At 49.0% G+C, this 25,899-nt stretch carries 25 protein-coding genes; 22 read left to right on the top strand and 3 right to left on the bottom strand.

Annotation, left to right across the window (positions count from 1 at the left end; all coding sequences use genetic code 11):
* Positions 1 to 17 precede the first annotated feature (17 nt).
* The 3 genes from C1A11_RS01025 (at position 18) to nrdR (ending at position 1,655) form a co-directional block, all read left to right on the top strand.
* A complete protein-coding gene (locus tag C1A11_RS01025) occupies positions 18 to 797 on the top strand; it encodes a sugar phosphate isomerase/epimerase family protein (RefSeq protein WP_102048574.1) in 780 nt (259 codons plus the stop codon).
* 84 nt (positions 798 to 881) lie between these two features.
* The gene (locus C1A11_RS01020) at positions 882 to 1,154 is read left to right on the top strand and encodes a DUF6514 family protein (protein WP_145995691.1); all 273 of its coding nucleotides are present in this window, start codon (positions 882 to 884) and stop codon (positions 1,152 to 1,154) included.
* Positions 1,155 to 1,187: 33 nt separating this feature from the next.
* Positions 1,188 to 1,655 carry a transcriptional regulator NrdR gene (gene nrdR / locus C1A11_RS01015; protein WP_102048572.1) on the top strand — a complete coding sequence of 156 codons (468 nt, stop codon included), beginning with the start codon at positions 1,188 to 1,190 and terminating at the stop codon, positions 1,653 to 1,655.
* Positions 1,656 to 1,771: 116 nt separating this feature from the next.
* Here nrdR and C1A11_RS01010 read toward each other — a convergent pair whose 3' ends face one another.
* On the bottom strand, positions 1,772 to 2,140 hold the full coding sequence (locus C1A11_RS01010; protein ID WP_102048571.1) for a DUF4363 family protein: 369 nt from the start codon (positions 2,138 to 2,140) through the stop codon (positions 1,772 to 1,774).
* Between the two features lie 7 nt (positions 2,141 to 2,147).
* Positions 2,148 to 2,825, bottom strand: a complete 678-nt coding sequence (locus C1A11_RS01005; protein WP_102048570.1) for a DUF421 domain-containing protein — start codon at positions 2,823 to 2,825, stop codon at positions 2,148 to 2,150.
* Positions 2,826 to 2,918: 93 nt separating this feature from the next.
* Here C1A11_RS01005 and C1A11_RS01000 point away from each other — a divergent pair, with 93 nt between their 5' ends.
* From C1A11_RS01000 to C1A11_RS00990, 3 genes are read left to right on the top strand one after another with little or no spacing between them, the layout of a single operon-like run.
* Positions 2,919 to 4,382 carry a spore germination protein gene (locus C1A11_RS01000; RefSeq protein ID WP_180950197.1) on the top strand — a complete coding sequence of 488 codons (1,464 nt, stop codon included), beginning with the start codon at positions 2,919 to 2,921 and terminating at the stop codon, positions 4,380 to 4,382.
* A 56-nt stretch (positions 4,383 to 4,438) separates the two neighbouring features.
* Positions 4,439 to 5,479: a GerAB/ArcD/ProY family transporter gene (locus tag C1A11_RS00995; protein ID WP_145995689.1), complete on the top strand. Its 1,041-nt coding sequence runs from the start codon at positions 4,439 to 4,441 to the stop codon at positions 5,477 to 5,479.
* A gap of 2 nt (positions 5,480 to 5,481) precedes the next feature.
* Positions 5,482 to 6,459 (top strand): Ger(x)C family spore germination protein, encoded by a 978-nt coding sequence (locus C1A11_RS00990; protein ID WP_145995688.1) that lies wholly within the window; start codon positions 5,482 to 5,484, stop codon positions 6,457 to 6,459.
* 95 nt (positions 6,460 to 6,554) lie between these two features.
* Here the strand turns inward: C1A11_RS00990 and C1A11_RS00985 are convergent, their stop codons facing one another.
* A complete protein-coding gene (locus tag C1A11_RS00985; RefSeq protein ID WP_180950196.1) occupies positions 6,555 to 7,736 on the bottom strand; it encodes a glycosyltransferase in 1,182 nt (393 codons plus the stop codon).
* A gap of 299 nt (positions 7,737 to 8,035) precedes the next feature.
* On the opposite strand from C1A11_RS00985, the gene hprK reads away from it, so the two are divergent.
* The 16 genes from hprK (at position 8,036) to C1A11_RS00910 (ending at position 25,888) form a co-directional block, all read left to right on the top strand.
* Positions 8,036 to 8,965, top strand: a complete 930-nt coding sequence (hprK, locus tag C1A11_RS00980; protein WP_102048565.1) for an HPr(Ser) kinase/phosphatase — start codon at positions 8,036 to 8,038, stop codon at positions 8,963 to 8,965.
* Positions 8,966 to 8,978: 13 nt separating this feature from the next.
* Positions 8,979 to 9,887: a UDP-N-acetylmuramate dehydrogenase gene (gene murB / locus C1A11_RS00975; protein ID WP_102048564.1), complete on the top strand. Its 909-nt coding sequence runs from the start codon at positions 8,979 to 8,981 to the stop codon at positions 9,885 to 9,887.
* Between the two features lie 96 nt (positions 9,888 to 9,983).
* A complete protein-coding gene (gene rapZ, locus C1A11_RS00970; protein WP_102048563.1) occupies positions 9,984 to 10,853 on the top strand; it encodes an RNase adapter RapZ in 870 nt (289 codons plus the stop codon).
* Between the two features lies 1 nt (position 10,854).
* Positions 10,855 to 11,778, top strand: a complete 924-nt coding sequence (gene whiA / locus C1A11_RS00965) for a DNA-binding protein WhiA (protein WP_102048562.1) — start codon at positions 10,855 to 10,857, stop codon at positions 11,776 to 11,778.
* Positions 11,779 to 11,905: 127 nt separating this feature from the next.
* The gene (locus C1A11_RS00960) at positions 11,906 to 15,403 is read left to right on the top strand and encodes a DNA polymerase III subunit alpha (protein ID WP_102048561.1); all 3,498 of its coding nucleotides are present in this window, start codon (positions 11,906 to 11,908) and stop codon (positions 15,401 to 15,403) included.
* Between the two features lie 127 nt (positions 15,404 to 15,530).
* The gene (gene pfkA / locus C1A11_RS00955) at positions 15,531 to 16,505 is read left to right on the top strand and encodes a 6-phosphofructokinase (RefSeq protein ID WP_102048560.1); all 975 of its coding nucleotides are present in this window, start codon (positions 15,531 to 15,533) and stop codon (positions 16,503 to 16,505) included.
* Between the two features lie 163 nt (positions 16,506 to 16,668).
* On the top strand, positions 16,669 to 17,331 hold the full coding sequence (gene yunB / locus C1A11_RS00950; protein ID WP_102048559.1) for a sporulation protein YunB: 663 nt from the start codon (positions 16,669 to 16,671) through the stop codon (positions 17,329 to 17,331).
* Positions 17,332 to 17,424: 93 nt separating this feature from the next.
* Complete coding sequence (ligA, locus tag C1A11_RS00945) at positions 17,425 to 19,431, top strand: NAD-dependent DNA ligase LigA (protein WP_102048558.1); 2,007 nt, start codon at positions 17,425 to 17,427, stop codon at positions 19,429 to 19,431.
* Positions 19,421 to 19,690, top strand: a complete 270-nt coding sequence (gene gatC, locus C1A11_RS00940; protein WP_102048557.1) for an Asp-tRNA(Asn)/Glu-tRNA(Gln) amidotransferase subunit GatC — start codon at positions 19,421 to 19,423, stop codon at positions 19,688 to 19,690. The genes ligA and gatC overlap by 11 nt, the downstream gene beginning before the upstream one ends.
* Before the next feature lie 12 nt (positions 19,691 to 19,702).
* Positions 19,703 to 21,151 (top strand): Asp-tRNA(Asn)/Glu-tRNA(Gln) amidotransferase subunit GatA, encoded by a 1,449-nt coding sequence (gatA, locus tag C1A11_RS00935; protein ID WP_102048556.1) that lies wholly within the window; start codon positions 19,703 to 19,705, stop codon positions 21,149 to 21,151.
* 4 nt (positions 21,152 to 21,155) lie between these two features.
* Positions 21,156 to 22,598, top strand: coding sequence for an Asp-tRNA(Asn)/Glu-tRNA(Gln) amidotransferase subunit GatB (gene gatB / locus C1A11_RS00930; RefSeq protein WP_102048555.1), 1,443 nt, complete (start codon positions 21,156 to 21,158; stop codon positions 22,596 to 22,598).
* Between the two features lie 195 nt (positions 22,599 to 22,793).
* Positions 22,794 to 23,714, top strand: a complete 921-nt coding sequence (locus C1A11_RS00925; RefSeq protein ID WP_102048554.1) for an ATPase, T2SS/T4P/T4SS family — start codon at positions 22,794 to 22,796, stop codon at positions 23,712 to 23,714.
* Positions 23,692 to 24,195, top strand: coding sequence for a stage III sporulation protein AB (locus tag C1A11_RS00920; RefSeq protein ID WP_102048553.1), 504 nt, complete (start codon positions 23,692 to 23,694; stop codon positions 24,193 to 24,195). The genes C1A11_RS00925 and C1A11_RS00920 overlap by 23 nt, the downstream gene beginning before the upstream one ends.
* Before the next feature lie 26 nt (positions 24,196 to 24,221).
* Entirely contained in the window at positions 24,222 to 24,416 is a 195-nt protein-coding gene (gene spoIIIAC / locus C1A11_RS00915; RefSeq protein WP_102048552.1) for a stage III sporulation protein AC, read from the top strand.
* Between the two features lie 6 nt (positions 24,417 to 24,422).
* Entirely contained in the window at positions 24,423 to 24,815 is a 393-nt protein-coding gene (locus tag C1A11_RS13655) for a stage III sporulation AC/AD family protein (protein ID WP_145995687.1), read from the top strand.
* 86 nt (positions 24,816 to 24,901) lie between these two features.
* A complete protein-coding gene (locus tag C1A11_RS00910) occupies positions 24,902 to 25,888 on the top strand; it encodes a stage III sporulation protein AE (RefSeq protein WP_180950195.1) in 987 nt (328 codons plus the stop codon).
* The last annotated feature ends 11 nt before the right edge of the window (positions 25,889 to 25,899 follow it).

The following is a 25,899-nucleotide window of genomic DNA, read 5'->3' as shown; positions in this document are numbered from 1 at the left end:
TTCAAAGGAGAACAATCATGCAACTCGGTGTGTCTACTTCATGCTATTTCCCGTTAGAGACAGAGGTTTCTCTGGCTCATTTGGGGGCAGCAGGAGTGCGGCACGCCGAGTTGTTTTTGAACACTCTCTGCGAAACAGAGCCGGCTTTTATTCAGCAGTTACGTGCACAGTGCAAAGAAACAGGCCTGGACATAGTGGCGTTTCATCCCTTTACTTCGGGCATGGAACCGCTTTATTTTGCCTCAGCTTATCCGCGCCGCATTGCAGATGGCATTAAGCTGTACCGCAAATTGTTTGCGTGTGCGGAATCGCTGGGCGCGCAAATTTTCACAATGCATGGCGATGTAAAAACAAACCCTGTGGATTTTAGTTATTACTGCGAAAATTTTGCAACTCTTGCTGAAATTGCAACCGAATACGGACTTACCCTAAGCCAAGAGAATGTAGTGCGCTGCAAATCTGGCAGCATTGATAATATTCGCCGTATGCGTGAGCTGCTAGGTGATAAAGTACACTTTACGCTGGATGTTAAGCAAGCAGTGCGAAGCGGGGAAGACCCATTTGATATGCTGGACGCTATGGCGGGCAAAATTTGCCATGTGCATTTAAGCGATCATACCGTGCAGCACGACTGCCTTCCACCCGGAAAAGGGGATTTGGATTGCGCTGCATTCTTCCGTAGACTGCGGGCCACCGGCTTTGATCGCAACATTATCGTAGAGTTATACCGCGAAAACTTTGCCACTGATCAGGATTTGGCAGACTCGCTGGACTATCTTAAACAATATATTGAGTAAAACTATAAAAATCTTGCAGTTTCCGACAAATTTTCCTCTTTTTCTCTAAAATATCGTATATAATGAAAGAGAGAAAGGGGCGAGATGCCATTGATGCAAGGAACTGTGGTGAAACAACAAAAAATCCTGTCCAATCAAAAGCAGCTCGAATACCTGCTGCTGTCCTGCCCATATTTGGATAAACAATCCTATTCAGTAGAAGTTGTTTCAGAAAAAGACGGCCACCGCCAATTTGCTATTATAGAGCAGGTGACCTGCTGTAGCGAAAAGGCGTATGCTTATTTCGACAGTTTGGTTTCCGCGGCGGTGCGGCCAGAAACGCTGCACGAAATGTTATATGAGCTGATTGCGCAATAAACGCTTTCAGCCGCCTAGAAAGGAAGTACCCTTATGAGATGCCCGTATTGCGGAGAAATCGAATCGAAGGTAATTGATTCCCGCCCCGCAGATGATGGGGAGCGCATTCGCCGCCGCAGAGAGTGCCTTGCCTGCGAAAAGCGCTTTACGACTTATGAAGTGATTGAAACCGTACCGCTGATGGTCGTAAAAAAGGATAAATCCCGAGAAGCATTTGACCGACAAAAGCTGTTGACCGGATTGATGCGCGCTTGTCAAAAGCGCCCTGTGCCGCTGCAACGGCTCGAAACAGCGGTGGATGATATCGAGCAATCGCTGCTTAATACCCTTAACCGCGAGGTAACCACGCTCGAAATTGGTGAGCTTGCGATGAAAGAGCTAAAGGCAATTGACGAGGTTGCCTATGTTCGTTTTGCCTCTGTCTATCGCCAGTTTAGCGATATTAATACTTTTATGGACGAACTGAAAGATTTACTAAGCAGGAAAAATTTTCAGAAGTAATTACCTGGCAGTTTAAACACTGAATGTTACACATAAATTTTGGCCCCCAAAAGTAGGGGCAGCATTGAGATTCTTCTCAGCGCTGCCCCTGCTTTTTTATTTTCCTTTTTTTAGCTTCAAATGACACTAAAGAAAAGGCCTCGCACCTCTTTGAGATGTGTGATGGTGCGTTGTATTTCTGCCGACAAATCCTCCTCTCCCTCGAGCGTGTTGTAGGAAGACAACATATGAATCGATTGATGGGGAGCATAAATTAAGTCCCGGCGCAAAAGCAGATAAAAAATCCGTTCATGGTCATCAAAGTACTCTTCAATGTCCGTAATAGTATTCTCCAGCGCCTGGCGCTGCCTTGCGTCGTTTTGTACCTGTGCCTGTTCCAGCAGCGTAATCATCTCCTCTGTTACGCTATTGACCCGAAATGTCCCCCAAATAGAAAAACTGATGATGGCTGCAAGAATCACAGCGCTGGCAATGATGCGTTTCATTGTTTGCTCAAGACTCCTTTTTTAAAACAACTTGATGCTTTTTCTGTTTGTTGCAAAGCATCACAAGCACCTGTTCCGGGCTTACACCTTGCTGCTTTAGCACATATTCTACCCAACCGGCAGTTACGTTGCAGCAGCTCATTACACCAGAATCAATCTGCCCATCTACAATGACCGGAAGCATTGGGCATTCCTGCGGGTCCGGCTTTGCGCCGAGATATGCCGGACTCAAAGGCGAGGAAACCTCGGTTTTGAAAATGCTGATGCTTCCATTGGTTTCTACTATCGCCAACGCGACCTCGGTTGGGTCAAATATGTCTTTGACACGCAAAGCGGAAAGCAAGTCATCCGCAGTAAAGCGCAGTTCCTTGAGCATTTTTTGGTCGATGACGCCATTGCGAATAATCACTTTAGGGTGTCCCGAAATCAATGTCTCAAGCTTTCTGGATTTGGTAGTAAGCGCAGACAGCAACACCTCTAAGCAAACGATAACTAAAACCGGAATTACGCTGTTCAAAAAAGGGAGATCCGGCGACTCGATGGGAATGGATGCCAGGTTTGAAATGAGTATGGTGCAAACCAGCTCTGAGGGCTGCAGCTCTCCCAGCTGCCTTTTTCCCATCATACGCACAGCGAAGATAATCATAATGTAAACAACCAAAGTACGGGTGAGCAAAATTAGCATAGTTTTTTTGCCTCCTTTTCCGATGTATTGTGGTCGAAGATGATTAAATTCATACGGTCCCGCCATACTCAAAAGGAAGAGGAGCGTGAAGGAATGGAACATAAGATCACCGGAAACTTAGAACAAGACATTGTCTATTTTAAAGACTGCTTCGGCAAATCTGCCGATTTCTATTTGAAAACTACAAAAATCTGCGACGTGGAATGTGCGATTGTCCTCTGCGACGTAGTGGCAGGCGTGGACAACGCATGGGAAATGCTGCTGCGGCCGCTGCGCGAAGAACCCAGAGATTTCGATAACGGCAAAGCGTTGATGGATTACCTAACTGAAAACTCTGCTTTGGCTTTTTCGCCTAAAGCCCTTACGGATTTGGAAGCTGCGCGCTACGCCCTTACTACCGGTCATACGGTGCTGCTATGCCAGGGCGCTACTTCGGCTTTGATGTTCTCTACACAGGACTTTATCCAGCGGTCGGTTTCGCCGTCTGACAGCGAGGTAAACGTCTATGGATCGAAAGAAGCCTTCTCTGACGTCCTGCGCAAGAATATGGGGCTGATTCGGCGCCGCGTGCGCACAGATGGATTGATTATTGAAAGTCTGGAGGAAGGACGCTATACCCGCACTGAGGTGGCGCTCATCTACCATCGCGATCTTGTTAAGCCCGGCCTTTTGGAAGCCGTAAGAGAAAAGCTTCAGAAAATCGATTTGCAAATGGTGTTCGACACTTCTTATCTGGCTCCGTTTTTAGAGAGTGCGCCTTATGGATTGTTCAGCGGTGTAGGAATTACCGACCGACCGGATACACTTTGCGCTAAAATCTGCGAAGGCAAAGTTGCTGTGCTGGCAGACGGCACGCCTTACGCACTGCTGATTCCGTATTTTTTCCCCGAACACTTTCAATGCATGGACGATTATGCTTCGCGTCCCTATTATGCCTCTTTTATTCGGCTACTGAAGTATACCGCGTTTTTTATAGCCGTAATGCTGCCTGGCCTTTTTGTTTCAGCTGCAAATTTCACACCGGAAATTTTCCCGGAGCAGATGCTATATAAAATTGCTGCAAGCGAAGGCGCAACCCCAATGCCACTATTTTTAGAAGCGATTTTTGTTAATCTGCTACTTGAGATTGTCAAAGAAGCAGGTCTGCGAATGCCAAAGTCAATTGGGCACAGCGTTAGCCTTGTGGCCGCGCTTATTGTAGGCGATGCGGCGGTGCAATTTGGGTTAATCGGCTCTCCAATTGTGATTATTGCCGCTATTTCTGCTATCTGTGGCTTTTTGGTGCCGACCCTATACCAGCCGATCACGATATTGCGTGTGCTTTTTATTCTGGCAGGAGGCATTTTGGGACCTGCTGGAATTTTGCTTTTATTGATGGGTACGCTGTTCGGCATCTGCGGGATTGACACCTTTGGTATGCCGTATACAGCACCGCTAACACCCTATGCACCTGGTATTTTGCGTGACGGCTTGCTGCGCACTGGCTGGAAAGCAAGGCAAAAGGAAACCTTTACGATTTCCGATTTGCCTGAAGAGGGAGAGCGGGACGACAGTTAGTTTTAACTTGCTTTTATAAATTCCTATTGCATTTTGAAAATGAGGTTGTGAAGAATTTGCTGAAACAACAATCTAAGCTTAGCTCGATGGAGCTATTTGTGACTGGGTATTTGTGCTTGGTAATTGACTTAATTGCAAAACCCGGTTCTGTACCAATTAAATATTGCGCAGCGATTACTATACTTGCCAGTGCGCTAGATATTGCAGTTGTCTATTTTCTGGTGGCCGGCATTACAGAATGGAAAAACGGTGCAAAGTTATTCGACCTTACAGACACCTCAGTTGCTGTTAAACCTGCATTTTTTTGTGGTTTTTTATTGCTTGCTGTGGCAGCAGGGGACACGATAGCCACAACTTTTCGATTTTTACGCAGTGCTTCTGACTGGCAGCTGTCTTTTTTGGTATTTTTATTGCTTACCCTCGCGATCGCTGTGTACGCTTCTAAGCTAGGTGTTTTTTCTATTGCGCGCACGGCAGAAGTAGTGCTGGTACTCTTGATTTTCTCGGTGGTGCTGATTATCCTTTCAACGCTCGGCAGAGCGGATTTGCAGAACCTGAAAGTCAGTGTAGACCCTGCTGGTGAAGTGCTCCATGCTGCATTGCGAGGCTTTTCAGTTTCCCCGTCGCTGTTTGCGTGGTTTGTGCTGGTTTCCCAATCCGGGCCGCAAAAGCAAGGGCTGTTTTTTCGGGTGTTGCTTGCGGTGTTTTGCTCCTATGTTGTATTTACGCTGGTGGGAGAATTGGTGCTCGGCGGATTTGCGCTGGGGCAAAGTCAGCCCTTTTACACATTGGCGCGCATAGGCAATCTGTCCGTCTTTCGGCGTTTGGATAGTCTGCATTCCTTTGTTTGGGCACTGGTGCTGGTGCAAAAATTAGCGGTGCTGTTTTATACCGCCAGCCTTTTACTCAATGGCGCGGTAAAAAAACTAACAGCGAACGCAGCGATGGCAATTACTGCGGCGGCCTGCGCCGTAGCTGCAATTTTACTTGGCCGGATCAAGATGCAAATGCTGCCGTTGATTTTGACGGTGGCTACCATATTGGTATTTTTGCTTGCATCGCTACGGAAAGGGGAGAATCCACCATCAGAAAGCTGAGATTGATTCTACCAATTCTTGCTCTGTTTTGTCTATGTGGGTGTGGGGCGACCACCCCGCTTAGCCAACGGGCAATGGTGAAAATGGTTACGGTGCACTGTGAGCCGCAGCAATATCGCGTCGGGCTGCTTTATCTTACGGTGAATCGCGAAGCTGATGCAGATCAGGCCGGCAGTATTCCCCACTACGCATACGGTACCGGAGAAACGGTTTCTGAAGCACTGGTAAATGCAGAGAAAGCGTCCGGAGAAACTCCGTTTTACGCCCAAAACGAATTGCTTATGGTAGAAGGTACGCCGCCTCGCGCAAGCTTTGACAAAGTGATTGAATATTTTTCAGAAGAGCATTTTTCGCGCACCAATATGGCTATTTTTTGCTGTGATAAACTGCCTGAGTCCTCCGAGATGTCCGACTATGCCAAAGATCTTGCCATCTATACCGGCCAGCCCAACGTGGTTGTGCGCCGCGTTTACGATTACGGCCCCGATGAAACGGCTTTATTGCCGCTTTTACGTACAGATACCGAAACAGTACAGAGTGACGGATTTTTGGTGTTGCCCGTAAAAGGCGAAAGCTTTGTTATTTCTGAACAAGCCGAGTTTGCAGCAGTTTTAATGGGGGAAAATAAAAAAATGAAGTTCCACTTCCAAAATGGTGGCTGTACAGTAAATGAGCTTGCCATCTCGCATGACGTCACTTACGAGGACCAAATGCAACAGAAACTCATTCTAACAGGAGCTATCTGCGAGGTAGAAGGCAAACTATCGGAAGAAGAGCTAAAAGCCGCAGTTGCAGAAGACTTGCAAAAACAATTTAATGAGCTGTACGCAGCGTGCTACCTGGCCAATGACACAGACCTTTTTGCATTTGATTGGTGGTTTTCGTGTTATAATCAACGTGTGTTTCAAGCTGCTCGGCAGGCAGAACGGTTCTATCTGCCAGACACCATGACACTGCAGATAAAACTCCATATGGAATAGCATGTAATGCCTATTAGCTTTACAGTTTGATTCGGGCAAAAAACAAACCACCCGGCTTTTGCAGGGTGGTTTGTTTTGATTTTATGCAAGTAATCTTAGCGTTTAATGCGGTACTCGTAAATAGCGCGCTCGTAAACGTTAAGAATGGCCTTGGTAAACTCCTCAGCACCATAGCGCTGAGTAGTGCTGGTAACCGTCGAGCGCAGTGCCAGGCGGTCCTCTTCGCTACGGGCAGTATATTCGGTGAGCAGGCGACCGAAATCCTGACTTTCAATAAAAAAGTCACCGTTTTCGCCCGGGGTAATTTGCTCTTTATTGTATAGGTCAAGGCGCTGCAGCACATACAGACCGCTTGCCATGGCTTCCAGCATAGAAATCGAGTTGATTTCAGAGAGAGAGGCCGTTGCAAACAAATTGCAGGCTTGAAAATACGGAGGTAATTTGCTGTGGTCCATGCGGCCAAGCAGGCGTACCTGGCTTGCAACGCCGCGGGTGAGAATAAGCCGCTGCAGATTTTCTGCTTCGGGACCATCACCTACGATAAACAGTTTATATTGCGATTTCCCGGCACAGTGGTCTGCAAAATCGTTAATCAGCACATCCAGGCTTTTTTCATGTCCCAGCCGACCAACGAACAAGAGCGAAATATCACCCGGCTGGATACCTAAATCTTTTTTCGCTTCAGTTATTTTTTCGGCAGGGATATTTTCAATCAGAAAATCACTGAGGTCAACAGTGTTTGGGACAATATTAATGTGCCGCTCTACGCCGCAGCGACGCAGAAACTCTACTACTTTAGGTGAAGGGCCGATAATCTCGGTTGCTTTGCGGGCTACGTTTCTAAAATAAGCGTGGGCGCCCGGCTTGACAACTTTTTCCATGTGGGCGTTGGGCGCAACGTAAAACAAATAGTCGTCATACATTGTATGCAAGGTGTAAACAACTGGCTTTTTTAAGTGGCGTGCACACAAAAGCCCAAACAGTCCAATGGAAAACTCGGTGTGGATATGCAGAAGATCAGGATCGAACTCTCGCACATACTGCATACGCCGCAGGTTTACAGGGTTTGTAAGCCCCGCACCATAAATCTTTTTAATTGAGATAGAGGGGCAGTACAAGACGCCGTCTTTGATGTAATGGGTACTGGCTTTTGGGTTTGTGGTGACGATTAACACCTTGTGCCCTTGTGCTTCCAACCCTTTTTTTAAAGTTTCGATGTGGGTAACAACGCCGCTGATATATGGAAAATAGGTTTCCGTAAAAATAGCGATTTTCATTCTGAAATCTCCGTTTCTAGCTATTTCATTCCAAATGATGATGAGTTGAGATGGATTGCGCTTTAACCAATAAAACCGCGCAATATTTTGACTTGTTAATGATAACGAGGATAATACCAGATTGTTTTCAATCATTTTGCGTACGTTCTAGTATAACATGGAACCCCAGCTAAAAAAAGTCCTTTTTCTGTCTAGAGGCTGCAAGGGTATTTGTTGAACTATTGTCCTGTTTATATTATAATAAACATACGCGATTATATTGTAAGTTTTGCCTTGTAAATAAAAGAAAGAGGTGTCCCATGGAATATCATGTGGGTCTGGACAAACTCGTTAAAGAGTTGAAGATGGAAGTGATTTATACCCCCGCACCGTTAGAAACCATTATGGTCACTAACGCAGACGTTAACCGTCCAGGTTTGATGTTGGTGGGTTTTTATGAATATTTCGACCCCAGCCGCATCCAGGTGCTGGGTAAAGTGGAAATGTCCTTTCTCGATGGTCTTGAGGTGGAGGATCGCAAACAGCGGTTGCGCACTTTAATCGCCACAAAACCGACCGCCATTGTTTTGACGCGTGATCTGGAAGCCTACCCCGAAATGCTTGAGTATGTCAAAGAGTTCGGCGTGCCGCTGCTGGAATCCAGTGAGAACACTTCAGCACTCATGTCCGCCATTATTTCGATTCTGGGCGTAGAACTTGCGCCTCGCATTACCCGCCACGGTGTGCTGGTAGAGGTATACGGCGAAGGTATTCTCATTTTGGGCGAAAGCGGCGTGGGTAAAAGCGAAACCGCGGTAGAGCTGGTAAAGCGCGGACATCGATTGATTGCCGATGACGCAGTAGAGCTGCGCCGTGTTTCCAACCGAACCATTGTGGGCAGCGCACCGGAGAATATCCGGCATTTTATCGAGCTGCGCGGTGTAGGTATTATCAACGTAGCACGTGTATTCGGTGTTGGTGCTGTAAAGCCTTCCGAGCGCGTAGATATGATTGTAGAGCTGGAACCCTGGGACAAAGCCAAAATTTACAGCCGCACCGGGCTCGAATCAGACAATATGGAATTGCTGGGCATTCCCATTCCATATTCGGTCATTCCGGTACGGCCGGGTCGTAACCTTGCAATTATTCTCGAGACAGCGGCCATCAATAACCGCCAGAAAAAAATGGGGTACAATGCAGCGGAAGAACTGCTCTCCAGGCTCGGGCTTGAAAACGATATTACGAAATAACCGGAGGAACATTATGCAGGATCAAACTGCGCTTTTAGAGGCATTGCAAAATGCCGGGCTTTCCGCACAGGCACAGGTGCCGCTTGCACCGTATACCACTTTTCGCATCGGCGGTCCGGCAGCAGTTTTTTGCACTCCCGCTTCAGAAACAGAACTCATTACAGCGCTGCGCATCTGCAAAGAGAAAGGTGAGCGTGTCTATCTGCTGGGGCGTGGCTCCAACACCCTTTTTGCGGATGAAGGCTTTGACGGTCTGGTAATCCACATTGCCGAAGGGCTAGATGCCATCGAAGATGGTCCAGATGGCACCATTATGGCAGGGGCTGGCACCAACCTTATTCAGCTTTGCAAAAAAGCAGAAGAGCTTTCATTGACCGGGCTCGAGTTTGCCTACGGCATCCCGGGTTCCGTTGGTGGTGCGGTTTACATGAATGCCGGTGCCTACGATGGCGAAATGAAAAATGTTCTCGCCCAGGTGCGCTGGCTGGATGACGAGGGCAATGTGCAGACTTCTTCGGGCGAGGCGCTTGAGCTTGGCTACCGATGCTCTCGATTTTCAAAGCACGGCGGGGTAGTTCTGGGGGCGGTATTTCACCTTGCGGCTGCGCCCCAAGCACAGATCCATGCCCGGATGGAAGAGCTTCGCGCACGGCGTATTGAGAAACAACCTTTGGATAAACCCAGTGCGGGCAGCACCTTCAAACGTCCCAAAGGGGCTTTTGCTGCTGCGCTGATTGATGAATGCGGCTTAAAGGGCTTGCAAGTAGGCGGTGCTGCCGTTAGCGAAAAGCATAGCGGCTTTGTGGTAAACCTTGGCGGCGCTACCTGCGCAGACGTTTTGGAGCTGTGTGAGCAGGTTGCCGCCCGTGTTTACGAACAGACAGGGCATCAGCTGGAGAAAGAAGTCAAAGTCGTAAAATAATAATAAAAGTTCGGGGTCGGCCCGGCGGGAATTGTCCGCAAGGTTACGGACACGGCATTTGCACACCTGCAAAGCCGGAAAGGATTGGTCTTTTTCATGAATTTGTTGATTTTAAGCGGTTTATCTGGTGCAGGTAAATCGCTTGCTGTACACGCGCTGGAGGACATCGGTTTCTTCTGCATTGATAATCTGCCGCCTGCCTTGCTGGGGAAATTCATTGAGTTTTCCCAGCAGGCGCAGGAGCCGGTAGAAAAACTGGCCGTTGTTATGGATGTCCGGGGCGGGGAAGATTACGACGGCATCCGTGATGCGCTCGACGAGCTGCACCGTAGCGGCGTAGAGTATAAAACGCTGTTTCTCGATGCACAGGACGAGGTGCTGCAGCGACGCTATAAAGAAACCCGCCGCATGCACCCCATCAGCATTCGTAACCATCTGCCGGTGGAAGCGGCTATTCAGCGCGAGCGTGAGATTTTGCGCCCCTTTGCCGTATCAGCAAATTATGTGATTGATACTTCGATTTTGTCCACGGCGCAGTTGCGCGACCGGGTAATATCGCTATTTATCAGCGACCAAAGCCACGGCATTGTGGTAAACGTTATTTCGTTTGGCTTTAAATACGGCTTGCCCAAGGATTCTGACCTGGTATTTGATGTGCGCTGTCTGCCCAACCCGTTTTACGTGCCGGAGCTGAAAAAGAAAACCGGTTGTGATGCAGAAGTGTACGATTACGTGATGAAATTCGCAGACTCTGTGGCGCTGGCAGATCAGCTGAAAGCGCTGCTGAAACTTTCGATGCCCCTATACGTAAAAGAGGGCAAAAGTCAGCTTACCATTGCGGTGGGCTGCACCGGCGGCAAACATCGTTCCATTACGTTTGCACGGGTGCTGGCAGATTATTTGGTTACACTTGGGTTCCACCCCAACGTCCAGCACCGCGATATCCAGCGAGGGGTAGGGATTTAAAATGAGCTTTTCTTCCGAAGTGAAGACAGAACTTTGCAAGCGCACCATCAATAAGCAGTGCTGTGTGCGTGCCGCTTGCTATGGGTTTGCATGTTTTGATAAATATTTTGACGACAAGGGGGTCGTCTTACATACCGAGCGCGCAATGATTGCGCAGCACGCAAAGCATTTGTACAAGCAGCTTGGCATACGCAGCGAAGTAGTAGAAAAGCTGCAGCAGGATGGACCGATTTATGAGTTCAGCGTAAAAGAGCCCGAAAGCGTGGCGATGATGCTGCTCAGTTTTGGGCATACAGGCAAAGAAAAAAAACCAGAAATTCATCGGGACATTTTTATTTGCCCAAGCTGCCTTTCTGCGTTTTTAGCGTCTGCTTTTTTGTGTTGCGGCATGGTTGCAGACCCGGTAAAAGAATACAGCATTGAGTTTGTTTCAAACCGTGTTGCATTGCTCGAGAGTTTTTCTGCCTTGTTGCAGGACTCTGGCTTTGAGCCGCGCATTGCAAAACGCCGCTACAACAGTGCACTCTATTTTAAAGCCAGTGAACAGGTGGAGGATATGCTTACCTTGATGGGGGCAACTACTGCCAGCCTGGAAATTATGAACCGTAAAATCTATAAAGAGTTTCGCAATAAAACCAACCGCATTACCAATTGCGAAAATGCCAATATCGATAAAATCATCAATGCTTCTGAAAATGCGATACGCAACCTGCAACTGCTGCGCGACAACCAGCAATTTGAATCTCTGCCAGAAGAATTGCGGGAGATTGCCCGCCTGCGGATTGATTATCCCGAATGCTCGCTGGCAGAGCTTGGCGCAATGCTGGAGCCACCGCTGGGCAAATCTGGTGTCAGCCATCGGCTGCGCAAACTTGCTTCGATTGCAGAGGGCCTGAAAAAGGCAGAAGCTGCGAATGCAAAATAAAGCTGCAAACAGCAGCGGCGGTTAAATGCGTCTGCACAGTTTACCTGTGCAAGATCTTCCCGGGGTAAAATCGGGAAGAGAACGCCACATTGCAAAGAAGCACTTTTCCCGGAAAGGACAAACAATTATGAGCGATACCCGACAGTTTACCCATCTACATTTGCATACGGAGTACAGCTTGCTTGATGGCGCTTGTCGCATAGACAAGCTGTTCAGCCGTGTGAAAGAGTTGGGGCAAACAGCAGTTGCCATCACCGACCATGGTGCGATGTATGGTACAGTCGATTTTTATAAAGCGGCAAAAAAAGCTGGCGTCAAACCCATTATTGGGTGTGAGGTTTATGTTGCGCCGCGCACAATGCAGGATAAAGTCCACCGCATTGATTCTTCCAGCTACCACCTGGTATTGCTGTGCGAAAATGAGGAAGGCTATAAAAACCTGATCAAGCTGGTGTCTGCCGGTTTTGTAGAAGGATTTTATGGCAAGCCGCGTATTGACCATGCTTTACTGGAACAGCATCATGAGGGACTCATCGCGCTTTCCGCCTGTCTTGCCGGTGAAATCCCGCAGGCTTTGCTGGCAGGCGATTACGAACGTGCCAAAGAAACTGCACTTTTTTACAAAAATCTGTTTGGCCCGGACCATTATTACATCGAGTTACAAGACCATGGCCTGCCCGAACAAAAGGAGGTGCTCGCACCGCTTATTCGCCTTGCGCGAGAGCTTGAGATTCCTCTGGTTGCAACCAATGACAGCCACTACCTGACCCGCGAAGACAGCAAAATGCATCATATCCTCATCTGCATCCAAACCGGTAAAACGGTTGAGGACGAAGATGTAATGGAGTTCGGCTCTGATGAATTTTACGTAAAGAGTGCCGATGAGATGTACGAGTTGTTTTCAATCGTGCCGGAAGCTTGTGAAAATACCAATAAAATTGCCGAGATGTGCAATTTCGACTTTGAATTTGGCATTACTAAGCTGCCGTATTTCGAAGCCCCGAACGGGCAGGACAACAGGGACTACTTCCGTGACTTGTGCGAAGCGGGCCTTATGCGCCATTACGGACCAGATGTACCGCCAGAGGTACGCGAACGGCTTGAATATGAAATCGGCGTCATCGACCGCATGGGCTATATCAACTATTATCTCATCGTGTTCGATTTTATCAATTACGCGAAAAGCAAAGGAATACCGGTAGGCCCCGGGCGCGGCAGCGGTGCCGGCAGTCTTTGTGCCTACTGTATGGGTATTACTGCAATAGACCCCATTCACTATAACTTGTTGTTTGAACGTTTTCTTAATCCGGAGCGTGTCAGCATGCCGGACTTTGATATCGATTTTTGCTACGAACGCCGCCAGGAAGTTATTGATTATGTAGTAGATAAATATGGTGCAGACCACGTTGCACAGATTATTACCTTTGGGACGATGGCAGCCCGTGCAGCAATTCGTGATGTCGGCCGCGTTATGGCTATCCCGTATCAGACCGTAGATGCGGTTGCAAAAATGGTGCCCGCTGAGCTAAAAATGACACTTACCAAAGCGCTGAAAGTATCGCCTGATTTGAAAGCCCAGTACGAGGCAGACCCAACCATCCGCGAGCTTTTGGACATGGCTATCAAGGTGGAGGGTATGCCCCGGCATTCTTCCACCCATGCTGCGGGCGTTGTTATTACGCGCGAGGCGGCGCAGGAGTATGTGCCGCTCTCCGCAAACGACGGGCAAATCGTAACCCAGTTCACGATGACGACAATTGAAGAACTCGGCTTGTTGAAAATGGACTTTTTGGGGCTGCGTACTTTGACCGTGCTGCGCGATGCAGAGCGCATGGTAAAAGAGAGCAAAAATCCTGATTTCGTGCTGGACGAGATACCGCTGGACGACAAAGAGACATTTGAAATGCTGGCGGCGGGGGACGCTTCCGGTGTGTTCCAGTTTGAGTCGAGCGGTATGCGCCAGGTTCTTGCACAGCTGAAACCGACCGGCATAGAAGATCTTATCGCAGTTAACTCGCTTTATCGCCCCGGCCCGATGGACTTTATACCCACCTATATCCGCAACCGTCATCATCCGGAAGAAGTGCGTTATAAAACACCGATGCTGGAGCCTATTCTTGGCGTTACCAATGGCGTTATTGTCTACCAGGAACAGGTTATGCAGATTTGCCGTCAGCTTGCAGGCTTTAGTTATGGGCAGGCGGACCTTGTGCGGCGCGCAATGAGTAAGAAAAAAGCTGACGTTATGGAAAAAGAACGCGCGCATTTTATTGATGGCAACACTACACCGGGTCAGGAGTGCTGCGGCTGCGTTGCAAATGGTATCCCGCGCGAGGTAGCAAGCGCAATCTTTGATGATATGTCCAGTTTTGCGTCTTATGCATTTAACAAATCTCACGCGGCAGCTTACGCATATGTTGCTTACCAGACAGCATACATGAAGTGTCACTATCTGCATGAGTTTATGGCTGCCCTGCTTACCAGCGTACTTGAAAACACCGACAAGGTAATTGAGTATACAGCAGAGTGCCAGCGGCTCGGCATTCGCGTTCTGCCACCAGACATCAATGTCAGCGACCTTGGGTTTACGGTAGACGGCGATGACATTCGCTTTGGCCTGCTTGCGCTGAAAAACGTGGGCAGAAACCTGATTCAAACTGTCACCGAGAAACGCCGCAGCGGTGCTTTTATCAGCATGTACGATTTTTGTTCTAAAATGTACGGTAAAGAAATCAATCGCCGCGCCATTGAAAGCTTTATCAAAAGTGGCTCGTTTGACCGCTTTGGCGCAACCCGCCATGCAATGCTGGACACGCTAGAAAGCATGCTGAAAACCATTGAAGGCGAGAACAGACGCAATGTAAAAGGGCAGATCAGCTTGTTTGTTGCGCTGGACGAACCGGCACACGAAGAATACCAGCTGCCCAACACGCCAGAATATCCTGCAGCCGAACTGCTAAAAATGGAAAAGGAAATCAGTGGTTTGTATCTTTCAGGCCATCCGCTGGATGAGTTCCGTGAAATCATCCGCAAAGTTGCTTCGGGCAATATTGCAAGCCTTACCGGTGAAGATGCCGAGGCAGAGGACGGGCAGCGGGTGACACTGGTATGTACTGTGGTGCATACGAAATTTCTTACCACCAAATCTTCTTCTATGATGGCATTTGTTACGGTGGAAGATCTTTCTGGCACGATGGAAGTCGTTGTTTTTCCCAAAGTGCTTCAGCAATATGGCGAGGCACTTTTCGATAATGCAGTTGTAGTGCTGAAGGGCCGCATTTCAGTGCGAGAAGAGGAAGCCCCCAAACTGCTGGCCGATGAAATTGTTGATGTGCGCCGCTACCAGATTTCTGCGGCGCCTCCGGCACGCACTGTGTCCGGCGTACCGACAGTTGCTGTGCAGTCTCATATGCTCTACCTTAAGGTGCCCTCACAGCAAAGCAAAGAATTTGAGCGTATAAAAGACTTGCTCAATATCTTTTCTGGCGAGGTTCCTGTGAAGATTTTATTTGCTGACAGCAAACAGGTAGTAATGGCACCGCGCAGCCTATATGCACTGGAGCACCCAACGTTAGTGACCGAACTCACCCGAGTGCTGGGCGAGGGCGCTGTGGTGTTTAAATAAGCATTACGATGGAGAATTGTTGCCGAGAGGCTGTTTGCACTTGCAACACGAAACCTGAATCCTTATAATTGAGGGTGAACAAAGCAGCATTTGTTTTGTTTTAATGTAAAATAAAGGGGGCCATTTTATGGCAGATAAAATTAAAACCATCGGCGTACTCACAAGTGGCGGAGACGCTCCCGGTATGAATGCGGCGATTCGTGCAGTCACCCGTACCGCAATCTATAACGGAATCAAAGTTTTAGGTATCCGCCGAGGCTACAATGGCCTGATTAACGGGGACATCTCAGAGCTGAATGTACGCAGCGTATCCGGTATCATTCATCGCGGCGGCACAATTCTTTACACTGCACGCTGTTTGGAGTTCAAGACGCTGGAAGGCCAGAAAAAAGCCGCTGAGCGCTGCCGTGAATACGGCATTGATGCGCTTGTTATCATTGGCGGCGACGGCTCTTTCCGCGGCGGCAAAGACATGGCAGCACAGGGCATTCCTTGCGTTTGCATCCCCGGCACCATTGATAACGATATTGCCTGCAGTGATTACACCATCGGCTTTGATACTGCAATGAACACCGCCGTTGAGATGATCGATAAACTGCGTGATACCACACAGAGCCATGACCGCTGCAGTGTGGTCGAGGTGATGGGCCGCCATGCAGGCTACCTTGCACTTAATACGGGCATCGCCTGCGGCGCATTGGTCACTGTCATTCCAGAAGTGCCATGCGATGTGGACCATGATATTGTGAAAATGATGAATGACACCCGCAAAACCGGCAAACAGCACTTTATTATTATCGTTGCTGAAGGCGTTGGCCGTGCCCATGATTTTGCTGAAATCATTGAGAAAAAAACCGGCATCGAAAGCCGCGCAACTGTACTTGGTCACGTCCAGCGCGGCGGCTCTCCGTCCTTGCGTGACCGTGTAGCTGCCAGCCGTATGGGCTACCATGCAGTAGAGCTTTTGCTGCAGGGCCAGTACAACCGCGTTGTGGCGGAAAAAGGGCAGGACATCGTAGATTATGACATCACCGAGGCGCTGACCATGAATAAGAGCATGGATATGGACCTTGTGGAGATTGCCCGCATTATCTCGCTGTAAACCATGGTTGTGCAAGGCTTGTTTATAACCTGAAAATAAAACAAAATCCGGATTTTGAGAGGCTTTGGCTCCTTAAAATCTGGATTTCTTTCTTTTTGCACACAATTCAGATTTCACGCGGCATATACTGAGAGCGACGACAATACAAAAAGGAGGCGGCACTATGTCATATCGATTTGCACACCACCGGCGGCGCCCGCGGCGGGCAGGAAAAGTGCTGCGTCTTATTCTGGTTCTGCTTATTATCATCGGCCTGCTTTTTGCGTTTGACGCAGAGGTTCGGCCGGTTATTTTGACCATGGCGGGCTATCAGGCAAAAGTAACAGGCATTCTTGCTATCAACGATACGGTACTGGAGCTGATGCAAAAGCAAGATCCCGAAACCGACCTTGTGCAAGTGCAATATAACTCTGAAGGTGGCATATCTTCTATTGAAACCAATACAGTGGAACTGAACCGTTTAAAAGCGGATCTTACCAATGCCGTGGGTCAGCGGCTTGCCGAAATTGGCAAGTCTCGTATCAGTATGCCAATCGGCACGCTGCTTGGATGGCAAATCTTTGCGGGCCGCGGGCCGGATATTCACTTTAAAGTCATCCCAGCATCCTTTGTGCAAAGTGAAATTCGCAGCAGTTTGGTAAGTGCGGGCATTAACCAGACCAAATATCAGATTTTAATTTGCTTCACCGTAGAGATGACGGCCATCATCCCCGGCTATACTACAAGCGTAACGGTCACTAATGAAGTGCCCATTGCAGAAACTCTGATTGTAGGCACTGTACCACAGTTTTATGCAGGGAAAACGGCCGGTGAGGACGCAAAATAATACGATTATCTGTGGTAAATTATCCAAAAATATGGTATACTAATTTGCATTAACGACTTTTGTCGGGACCAAAAAGAAATGTGATGGTGAGGTATGGAAAAAACCGAGGCAAAGAAACGAATTCAGGCCTTACGCAAAACAATAGAGTACAATAACGAGCTTTATTACAATCAGGATGCCCCTGAGCTTGAAGACTATGAATATGATGCACTGACCAGTGAACTGAAAGAATTAGAGAAGGAATTTCCCGAGTTTGCAACACTCGTTTCTCCGACCCAAAAAGTGGGCGGTGCCGCTTCTTCTCAGTTTGAGAAGGTCACCCATGCGGTCAAAATGGAAAGCCTGCAGGACGTGTTTTCTCGCGAAGAGGTTGAAGACTTCCTTCGCCGTGTGCGGGAAGAGTCCGAAGATGCTGACTTTGTGGTGGAATCCAAAATCGATGGTCTTTCGGTCAGCTTAGAGTATCGTGATGGTGAATTTGTGCGCGGCTCTACCCGCGGCGATGGCGTGGTAGGTGAAGATGTAACTGAAAACCTTCGCACCATTCAGGATATTCCTAAAAAGCTTATCGGCGCACCTGCTTATTTAGAGGTGCGCGGCGAAGTTTATATGCCTAAAGATGCATTTGCTGCGCTTTGTGAAGAGATGGAGCTTGCAGAAAAGCAGCCGTTTAAAAATCCTCGCAATGCAGCAGCAGGTTCTTTGCGTCAAAAAGATGCAGCGATTACCGCTTCTCGCAAACTGTCGGTTTATATTTTTAATATTCAGCAATGCGAGGGTCGCAAATTTGCTTCTCATAGCGAAAGTCTGGAGTATCTAAAAGAGCTTGGTTTTAAGGTTTCTCCAGCATTCCTGCACACAAAAGACCCCCAGGCTATCTTTGATAAAATTGCTTCGATTGGCGATACCCGCGGCGAAGTGAATTACGGCATTGACGGCGCAGTAATCAAAGTGAATGATCTGCGCACCCGCAACCGCATGGGTAGCACAAGCAAATTTCCGCGCTGGGCAGTTGCTTACAAATACCCGCCTGAAATTAAATCCACCACTTTACGAGAAATCGAAATTTCCGTAGGCCGCACGGGTGTGCTAACCCCGACAGCGGTATTTGATACCGTATCACTGGCAGGAACAGCGGTTTCTCGCGCAATTCTTCACAATGCGGATTTTATCCGTGAAAAGGATATCCGCATCGGTGATGTGATTGAAGTCCGCAAAGCCGGCGACATTATCCCTGAGGTAATGGGGGTAACGCATCATGCAGAGAATGCCCCTGCCTATGAAATGCCGAAGATTTGTCCCTCTTGCGGTGAGCCGGTTGCCCGAATGCTGGATGAATCGGCGCTACGCTGCATTAACCCGGAATGCCCGGCACAGGCGCTGCGCAATTTGATTCATTTTGCCTCTCGCGGCGCAATGGACGTGGATGGATTGGGCCCGGCTGTTGTAGCACAGCTGGTTAACCGCGGCTTTGTAAAAACGGCTGCGGATCTTTATCATTTGAATCGAGAAGATTTGTTGACCCTTGATAAATTCAAGGCCAAGTCGGCAGATAACCTGTTGCGCGCAATTGAAGCATCGAAAACGCGCAATCTGGACAAGTTGATTTTCGCCCTCGGTATCCGCAATATTGGTGATACTGCCGCTACACTGCTGTGCGAACATTTCCCCTCTATGGAGGCCATTTGTGCAGCAAGCGCAGAAGGGATTAATGCCATCGACGGCTATGGTGCGGTGATGGCGCAGAGCATCGTTTCGTTTTTTGCACGTGAAGGCACTCGCGACTTAATTGATAAGCTTGCGGCTGCCGGTGTGAATATGGTCTATCACGGAGAAGAAAAGACGGATTATCTCGCTGGCAAAACGCTAGTGGTAACCGGTACACTGCCCACGCTTTCTCGCGATGAGGCAGAGGCGCTGATCGTCAAAAATGGCGGCAAAGCGTCTGGTTCCGTTTCTAAAAAAACGTCTTTCGTATTGGCTGGCGAGGCAGCGGGCAGTAAACTGACCAAAGCACAAAGCCTTAATGTTCCCGTAATAGACGAAAATGAGTTTTTAAAAATGATTAACATAGACAGGAGTGTACCGCATGAAAATTGATGTCAGACATATTGCGAAGCTTGCTAAACTTCGTATCCCTGACGAAAAGCTCGGTCAGATGGAAAAAGAACTTTCCAGCATCGTTGCAATGGTAGAAAAGCTGCCAGAGCTGACGGGCAGCACAAATCTGCTTGACCCGAATAACACAATGGAGCTGCGCAAGGATGAGATAGTGCCGTCCATGCCGCGCGAAGACATTTTGAAAAATGCACCCAAAGCCGCCGCTGGCTGCTTTATTGTGCCGAAAACCGTTGAATAGGGGAGAAAGAAAATGAAAGAACTGCATCAGTATTCTGCCACGGAACTTTCAGCCCTGCTGCGGGAAGAGAAAGTTAGTGCAACAGAAATTGCGAAAGCATCGCTGGCCCGCATCGCTGCTGTGGAGCCCACTGTAGATGCCTACCTTACCGTAACCGAAGAAAAAGCCCTTGCCAATGCTGCTGCTATCGACGCTAAAATCGCAGCAGGTGAAGAGCTGGGCGCACTTGCAGGTATTCCCATTGCCATCAAAGACAATATCTGCACTAAAAATGTAAAAACCACCTGCGCGTCTAAAATGCTGGGAGATTTCGTTCCCCCGTATGAAGCAACCGTGATGGAGCGCCTGAATAAAGCAGGCGTTGTATTGACTGGCAAAGTGAATATGGACGAGTTTGCAATGGGCGGAAGCTGCGAGAATTCCTTCTTCAAAGCAACTAAAAACCCCTGGGACCCCACCCGCGTACCGGGCGGTTCTTCCGGCGGCAGCGCCGCTGCGGTTGCTGCGTGCGAAGTGCCTTTCTCGCTCGGCTCTGACACCGGCGGTTCGGTACGTTGCCCGGCAAGCTTTTGCGGCATTGTTGGCCTGAAACCTACCTATGGTGCGGTTTCTCGCTATGGTGTGGTTGCATTTGCTTCTTCGCTGGACCAAATCGGCCCCATGGCACGCACTGTAGATGACGTAGAGCTCTTGTTCTCGACCATCTGCGGCCGCGACCCGCGCGACGCTACTTCGCACCAGTATACTTACGAAAAAGCAGCCCGCGATCTAAAAGGTCTGCGCGTTGGTCTGCCCAAAGAATACTTTGGCGAAGGCATTACTGCAGAAGTCAAAGCAGCTGTTTTGAAAGGCGTAAAGCAGCTGGAGGCACTTGGCGCTTCCGTCGTTGAGATTTCGCTGCCGTCTACGGATTATGCTCTTTCTGCCTACTATATTATTTCCTCTGCCGAAGCAAGTAGTAACCTTGCTCGCTACGATGGTGTCAAATACGGGTACTCTGGCCGCCGCGATGCCGGTCTTGATGAACTGTACCTCACCAGCCGCAGCGAAGGCTTTGGCCCGGAAGTGCAGCGCCGCATTATGCTTGGCACCTATGTGCTCAGCTCTGGCTACTACGACGCTTACTATAAGCGAGCAAAACGTTTGCAGCAGATGATTGCCGCAGAGTTTACAGAAGCCTTTACCAAATGCGATATTATCGCAACCCCGGTTACCCCCACCACTGCATTCAAACTGGGCGAGCGCTGTGCTGACCCTGTGCAAATGTATGCAGGTGACATCTGCACCGTCACGGTCAACATTGCCGGACTGCCCGGCCTGGCAATGCCCTGTGGTTATGATGCTGGCGGTCTGCCCATCGGTATGCAGCTCATTGGACCGAAATTCAGCGAGAACCGTTTGATTGCGGTTGCGAAAAGTTATGAAACCGCTGTGGGCGGATTTGCAGTAAAGGAGATGTGAACCTATGAGCAACAAATATGAAGTCGTGATCGGTCTTGAGGTTCACGCAGAACTGAATACCAAAACTAAAATCTTCTGCAGCTGCGAAAACCGTTTCGGCGCAGGTGTCAACAGCCTGTGCTGCCCGGTTTGCATGGCAATGCCCGGCACGCTGCCTACCTTAAACGAGCAAGTTGTTGAGAAGGCCATTAAAATGGGCCACGCGCTTGGCTGTAAAATCAATGGTACTACCAAACAGGATAGGAAACATTATTTCTATCCCGACCTCACCAAGGCATATCAGATTTCTCAGTTTGACGTGCCTCTGTGTGAAGATGGCCATTTGGATATCCTCGTCGGCGACGAGCTGCGCACCATTGGCATTACCCGCATCCATATTGAAGAAGATGCTGGCAAATTGATTCACGATGATGGGCGCGATGACACCCTTTGCGACTACAACCGCTGCGGTGTTCCTTTGATCGAGATTGTTTCGGAGCCTGACCTTCGCAGCGCAGAAGAGGCAAAAGCTTATCTCGAAACCATTACCACCATCTTGCTGTATCTTGGTGTCAGCGATGCCAAAATGCAGGAAGGCAGCGTCCGCTGCGACGTAAACGTTTCGCTGCGCCCCGTAGGCGCCAAAGAGTTTGGCACCCGTTGTGAGATGAAAAACGTAAATAGCTTTGGCGCAGTTTACCGTGCCATTTGCTATGAAGCGGAGCGCCAGGAAAAAGTGCTCGATGCAGGCGGAGTCATCAATCAGGAAACCCGCCGCTGGGACGACCCGAAAGGCGAAAGCATTTTGATGCGCAGCAAAGAAGATGCTCAAGACTATCGCTACTTCCCGGATCCGGACCTGTTGACCTTTATCGTAAGTGACGAGCGCATTGCAGCGCTTAAAGCAATGGTGCCAGAGCTGCCCACCGCCCGCACCCTGCGCTATGTTTCGGATTATCAGCTTTCTCGCGATGATGCCAGCCTGCTGAGCCTTAACAAAGCGCGTGCAGACTTTTTTGACAGCTGTGTAGAACTGGGTGGCTGTGAACCGAAACTGATCTCTAACTGGATTATTGGCGATATTGCGAAGCTGCTCAACGAGCGCCGCATTGAAATTGCCGATACCGCATTGACCCCCGAGCATCTGGTGGGCATGGTCAAACTAATTAGCAACGGAACGATTTCGAACACTGCAGCCAAAACTGTGTTGGAAGAGATTATCGAAAAGGATATCGAGCCCGAAACCGTTGTAAAGGAAAAAGGCCTTGCGCAGATCAATGACTCTTCTGCTCTGGAAGCAGTGGTAGACAAGGTGCTGGCTGCCAACGAAAAAGCCATTGCCGACTATAAATCCGGCAAAACCAATGTACTTGGCTTCCTGGTAGGCCAGTGCATGAGAGAAAGCAAGGGGCAGGGCAACCCCAACACCTTGCGCGATATGGTGACAGGAGCCATCGAAAAACTTTAATATTGCGCGTTTTATAGCGTTTAGAGCGACAGAAAGATTACTTTCTGTCGCTCTTTTTTATTCTTCTTTTTGGATGTTGCAGCATACAATAGAACAAAGCAATGGACGGGCCGTAAGGCTTGTCCCCATTTTTGCAAAATCGGTTCTAAATCGGACAGGTCGTCCCATATATTCTAAACAAAGGAGGAGAGCGCAATGCAGGACGCATACTACGAAGCAATCAGCCGCCTGCCGCCTGGCATAGGGGACTTGCTTCGCCGCCTTCCACCGGAGCAAGCATCCAAAGTAACCGAAATTCGTTTGCGAGCACAGCGGCCATTGCAGCTTGTATTCTGCGATTATCTCGGCTTTCTAAGCCAGGATGGGCAACTTTGTGACACAGCAAATAATGCCGTTGTCATTCCCTCCGGCCAGCTGACAGATTGCTTTTTGACCCTTTGTCAGCATTCAGTACATACCTATCAGCAAGAGCTTCGCCAAGGCTTTTTTACGCTGTCTGGCGGTCATCGTGTTGGGGTGGCAGGTACTGCGGTCTGTGAAGGGGACGAGATTAAGCAAATTAAAGATATCGCCTCTCTCAATCTGCGCATTGCTCGCCCAGTATCTGTGGTACCGGACGCCGCCTTACTGTATTTGTTACAGCAGGAACGAGGCGGCATCATGATTGTAGGAGAGCCGAAAAGCGGCAAAACAACCGTGCTGCGCATGATTTCTTCGTTATTATCGCAGGCTGGGCAGCAGATTGCGGTGGTTGATCAAAGGCGAGAAATCTGGCCCACTGGCCAAAGTGCCTATCAGCCCCCAGATTGCTGTGATGTGCTTTCCGGATATCCGAGAGCGGAAGGGATTCTTCAGGCGCTGCGCTGTCTTTCTCCTGATGTGATTTTGTGTGATGAAATCGGCAGTGAGGCGGATGCAAAAGCAGTAGAGAGCGGAGTACATGCCGGTGTGCGATTAATAGTTTCTATCCATGCACAAAGCAAGGGAGAATTGTTGCGGCGTCCGCAGGCCAAGTTGCTGTTGCAAACAGGAGCTTTCGAAAAATTCGTACTGCTGGCAGGAAAAAAACAACCAGGTAAGGTGAGTGCAATTTATGACTGCAATTCTCTTTTTTAAAATAGTAGGCGCTTTTTGTATTGTTTTTTGTGGGTGGAGCATCGGCAACCAAAAGGTGGTGCATCTGCGCAAAAAAGCCACATTAATTTCTGACCTGTTGCATTTACTTGAGCTCCTGTGCGCCAATTTTACTTATGTAAATCTTGCCCTTCCGCAATTTTTTGAAAAAGCTTCGGAAACCGAATTTGCGTTGCTCAGCTTTCCCAGTGAGATTCCGGATTTTGCAATCTGGAAAAACGAGTTTTCCGAAATGCCGGTTTTTGACTCACTGTTTTCGCCAGAAGAAAAGAATGCTTTTCTGGACTACTGGCAGGCACTGGGTTCTACGGGGCCGGAAGAAGAGCTGGACCGGCTGGCGTTTTACCGTGAAAAACTGCATTTATCGCTTTCTGCTGCACAGGAGCAATCCCGCACCTACGGCAGAATGTATCGCAATCTCGGCGCATCGCTTGCGGCCATTATCGCTGTGTTATTGCTTTGATTGGCACCATATAAGGAGGGCTGACTATGGATATTGATTTTGTATTCAAGATCGCGGCGATCGGCATTATTGTTGCTGTGCTCAACCAGGTGCTGATTCGGTCTGGCAGAGAAGAGCAGGCGATGATGACAACGCTTGCGGGATTGATTGTGGTACTTATGATGATCGTGGGACAAATCAGTGAGCTGTTTACGACCATCAAAACCTTATTTAGTTTATGATGAAATATGATAGAAGAAATTATCAAGCTGTCCGCCGTGGCAATTACGGCGACGATTCTAATCGACGTCCTGCTGCAATACAACCGCACCTACGCTATTATCGCGTCGGTCAGCATTTGCGCAGCGATGCTGCTTTATCTGTTGCGCATCATCGAACCGCTGATGCAGTATCTTCAGGAACTGGTGGCACTGGCATCCTCAGACGATTTTGGCTGCATTATAAAGGCGGTAGGCATTGCGATACTGGCCCAAAGCGCGGCGGACATCTGTGCCGATTCCGGGCAAAGGGCGCTGGCGGGGCGCGTTATCCTTGCCGGCCGGGCCGCTATCGTGTTGGTGTCGCTGCCCCTCTTCAAAAAACTGGTACTCATTGTAGGCGCGCTTCTAGGGTACTCGTAACAACAACGATATTGTTGCTGTGTTTGTTGTTTCCGGGCCTGCCTGCGCACGCCGCTGCCACTACCGATACAGCTCCATCCCTTGAAGTGCCTGAAACACTGACAGAGCTGATAGAAGACCAGACAGAAAACCTTACACTGCTCGAAGACAAAGATGCAGGAAGCTTTCTTTCACGCGTGGTGGATGTGTTTTTGCAGGGGGCCTCAAAGCCCACAGCAATTTTAGGCAAAACACTGGCAGTATTGGTGCTGGCAAGCCTGGTACGCGCTTTTGCTGGTGGCGGGGGAGAATTACAGCTTACCACCCAAATTGATGCCATGGTGACGGTTGTAACCTTCTTTTTGGTGTGTGAGCCTTTGCTTTTACTGCTCAGCCGGTTAGAAGATGCCATCTGGCAATGCCGCAACTTTTTAATGACTTTTGTTCCTGCCTTTTCTGCCTTGCTCATCGGCTCGGGGCAGCCGGCAGGTGGAGCGGTGTTTGGGGGCTTTTTCCTCACAGGGTCCGTGCTTGCCGCTGAACTAATCTGCACAATTCTGCTGCCCTTGGTTCGCATTTTTCTTGCACTGAACATCACCAGCGGAGTTGCAGGAGAGATTGATCTTTCCGGATTTTGCGGTATGGTACTGCGTATCGCGAAAAAGCTGCTGGCCGGTTGCGCTGCACTTTTCAGTTTGATTATGGGCTTGCAAACTTTTTCGGCCGGGGCTGCGGACAACCTTGCCCGCAAGGCTGGCAAAATGCTGATTGGCAGCAGTGTGCCTATTGTAGGTCACGCTGTTTCAGACGCCATGACCAGCGTTTACGCAAGCCTTGGCATTATTAAAAGCACCGCCGGTATTGCCGGGCTTTGCGCCGTTGGCGCATTGTTTTTGCCGATATTGATGGAATGCATTACTTACTACCTGCTGCTGCAATGCGCCTGCGCTGCGGCAAAGCTGACGGGAAACGGACGCTGTGCAGCAACCTTTGCAGGCTTTTCCGGTTGTGTAGAGCTTTACAGCGCAATTATTATTTTTTTTGCTGTGTTAATCATTGTGTCTACGGCAATGATGCTCGGAATCAGCGGCTAAAAGAATGCAAA

The organism is Pygmaiobacter massiliensis (genome assembly GCF_900199435.1).
Lineage (GTDB): Bacteria > Bacillota > Clostridia > Oscillospirales > Ruminococcaceae > Pygmaiobacter > Pygmaiobacter massiliensis.
Note: the sequence above shows the minus strand (reverse complement) of the source record. Positions and strands in the feature narration are given on the sequence as shown.

Coding starts and splice junctions, on each gene's coding strand:
- C1A11_RS01025 (WP_102048574.1), top strand. CDS start 18: ATGCAACTCGGTGTGTCTACTTCATGCTATTTCCCGTTAGAGACAGAG.
- C1A11_RS01020 (WP_145995691.1), top strand. CDS start 882: ATGCCATTGATGCAAGGAACTGTGGTGAAACAACAAAAAATCCTGTCC.
- nrdR (WP_102048572.1), top strand. CDS start 1,188: ATGAGATGCCCGTATTGCGGAGAAATCGAATCGAAGGTAATTGATTCC.
- C1A11_RS01010 (WP_102048571.1), bottom strand. CDS start 2,140: ATGAAACGCATCATTGCCAGCGCTGTGATTCTTGCAGCCATCATCAGT.
- C1A11_RS01005 (WP_102048570.1), bottom strand. CDS start 2,825: ATGCTAATTTTGCTCACCCGTACTTTGGTTGTTTACATTATGATTATC.
- C1A11_RS01000 (WP_180950197.1), top strand. CDS start 2,919: ATGGAACATAAGATCACCGGAAACTTAGAACAAGACATTGTCTATTTT.
- C1A11_RS00985 (WP_180950196.1), bottom strand. CDS start 7,736: ATGAAAATCGCTATTTTTACGGAAACCTATTTTCCATATATCAGCGGC.
- hprK (WP_102048565.1), top strand. CDS start 8,036: ATGGAATATCATGTGGGTCTGGACAAACTCGTTAAAGAGTTGAAGATG.
- murB (WP_102048564.1), top strand. CDS start 8,979: ATGCAGGATCAAACTGCGCTTTTAGAGGCATTGCAAAATGCCGGGCTT.
- rapZ (WP_102048563.1), top strand. CDS start 9,984: ATGAATTTGTTGATTTTAAGCGGTTTATCTGGTGCAGGTAAATCGCTT.
- whiA (WP_102048562.1), top strand. CDS start 10,855: ATGAGCTTTTCTTCCGAAGTGAAGACAGAACTTTGCAAGCGCACCATC.
- C1A11_RS00960 (WP_102048561.1), top strand. CDS start 11,906: ATGAGCGATACCCGACAGTTTACCCATCTACATTTGCATACGGAGTAC.
- pfkA (WP_102048560.1), top strand. CDS start 15,531: ATGGCAGATAAAATTAAAACCATCGGCGTACTCACAAGTGGCGGAGAC.
- yunB (WP_102048559.1), top strand. CDS start 16,669: ATGTCATATCGATTTGCACACCACCGGCGGCGCCCGCGGCGGGCAGGA.
- ligA (WP_102048558.1), top strand. CDS start 17,425: ATGGAAAAAACCGAGGCAAAGAAACGAATTCAGGCCTTACGCAAAACA.
- gatC (WP_102048557.1), top strand. CDS start 19,421: ATGAAAATTGATGTCAGACATATTGCGAAGCTTGCTAAACTTCGTATC.
- gatA (WP_102048556.1), top strand. CDS start 19,703: ATGAAAGAACTGCATCAGTATTCTGCCACGGAACTTTCAGCCCTGCTG.
- gatB (WP_102048555.1), top strand. CDS start 21,156: ATGAGCAACAAATATGAAGTCGTGATCGGTCTTGAGGTTCACGCAGAA.
- C1A11_RS00925 (WP_102048554.1), top strand. CDS start 22,794: ATGCAGGACGCATACTACGAAGCAATCAGCCGCCTGCCGCCTGGCATA.
- C1A11_RS00920 (WP_102048553.1), top strand. CDS start 23,692: ATGACTGCAATTCTCTTTTTTAAAATAGTAGGCGCTTTTTGTATTGTT.
- spoIIIAC (WP_102048552.1), top strand. CDS start 24,222: ATGGATATTGATTTTGTATTCAAGATCGCGGCGATCGGCATTATTGTT.
- C1A11_RS13655 (WP_145995687.1), top strand. CDS start 24,423: ATGATAGAAGAAATTATCAAGCTGTCCGCCGTGGCAATTACGGCGACG.